At 38.8% G+C, this 1,585-nt stretch carries 1 protein-coding gene; it reads right to left on the bottom strand.

Translation table 11 applies throughout. The features are described from left to right. The coding region (locus tag FC90_RS06815; protein WP_268872314.1) for a SpaA isopeptide-forming pilin-related protein at positions 1–1,567 on the bottom strand (1,567 nt) is incomplete at its 3' end. Positions 1,568–1,585 lie beyond the last annotated feature (18 nt).

The raw sequence follows: 1,585 nt of genomic DNA, 5'->3' as shown, positions 1-1,585 counted from the left end.
TCTTGTCATTGTTTGTTGGGTTATATGCGAAGTCAAATTCATTCTTATTCAACACATACCCTTTTGGAGCGTGTAATTCTTTTGCATAGAGTTTTACTTGTGGGAACTTAGCTTGATATTGTGCTAAACCAGCTTTGTCTGTGTCAGCTAAACCAACCATTGACCCCTTTTTCAAAATAACTTTGCCAGCAGCGTTCTTCACGTCTTCACGGTTGTAAATACCAAAAGTAGCGCCAGCAACTGGTTTGCTATTCTCAGAAGTTTTGTTGATCTTAACATTGACGTTTTGGAGCATGTTCTTAACAGAGACTTCTTTAGAAGTAATTGAAACATTTTGGCCAGCATATGTTAATTCAACATGGTGTGGTGTTGTATCAATCACAAAACCAGCTGGTGCTTTGGTTTCAATAACATCATATGCACCTAAATACAGTGGTGTTGTCTTAACTTTGCCATTAGCGTCTGTTGTTAATTGACCAACAGTATCACCTTTTTTAGCACGTACTGTACCATCAGCGGTTACGACATCTTTTGTAGCAACAACTTTAAATTCAGCATTTGCCAATGGTGTTTGCGAAAATGTAAAGTTATTTAGTTGACCGTAAGCAGTCCCTTTGGTTGTTACGCCAGATACAGATTCGCCGGTCTTCTTAATATCGATTGTGCCTTTTTGTGCGGCATTTTTGAAAGTAACCGTGATCATATTATTCTGTTGATTTTCAGGTGTTACTTTAAAAGCAAGCTTAGTTTGACCCAAAACATAACCATTTGGTGCTTTTACTTCTTCTAGTGCGTAATTACCGTAAACTAATTTTTCAGGTAAAGTGACTTCACCTTTAGCGTTAGTCATAAATTCCGACTGTTCATTTTCAGTTTGTTTCACATATTTACCTGTATCGGTATTCTTGATTTTGAATGTTGTACCAGCAAGCGCGATCGTCTTACCAGTTTCAGCATCAGCCTTTACCAATTTAATTTTTGATTTAAAATGTTCGTCAACTTTGTGGTAACGATAGATATTACCATCAGCTGCTACCTGAACATCAAAATCGCCAACTTTAACATAGCCAGCTGGTGCTTTTTCTTCTTTGACAACGTACCAACCGTAAGGCATGTTGTTAAAGGCTAAATGACCCTTATCATCAGTTGTTTGGCTTTGAACGTGAGCACCAGTAGATTTTAAATAAATACCGAACTGAGAACCCTTTAAGGCCTTCAATTCGCCAGTTTCATCATCGTTAGCATGATAGAATTTTTCGATTGCAACATTGCCCTTAATGACTTGATCAGACACGTTGACTTCGTTTGTATTCTCAACACCATCAATACCAGTAGCATCGATCTTGATTGGGTGAACTGTACTATCTAATTTGTAGCCTTCAGGTGCTTTGGTTTCGACGATTTGATAGTCACCTAAATCGTATTTATTAGAAATGGCCGTTAAATCGTCACCGATCGTCATGGTTTCCAAAGTTGTCCCATCTCTCTTTTGAAGCGCATACTGTGCACCCACGAACTTAGCGTCACCCTGTGGCGTGTTGCCTGTTTCAACATCAGATTTGTGCAAACGCACGCGTCCTTGCTT

It is taken from the genome of Latilactobacillus graminis DSM 20719 (assembly GCF_001436415.1).
Classification (GTDB): Bacteria; Bacillota; Bacilli; order Lactobacillales; family Lactobacillaceae; genus Latilactobacillus; species Latilactobacillus graminis.
The sequence above is the reverse complement of the archived record's forward strand: the minus strand, read 5'-3'. Positions and strand labels throughout refer to the sequence as shown.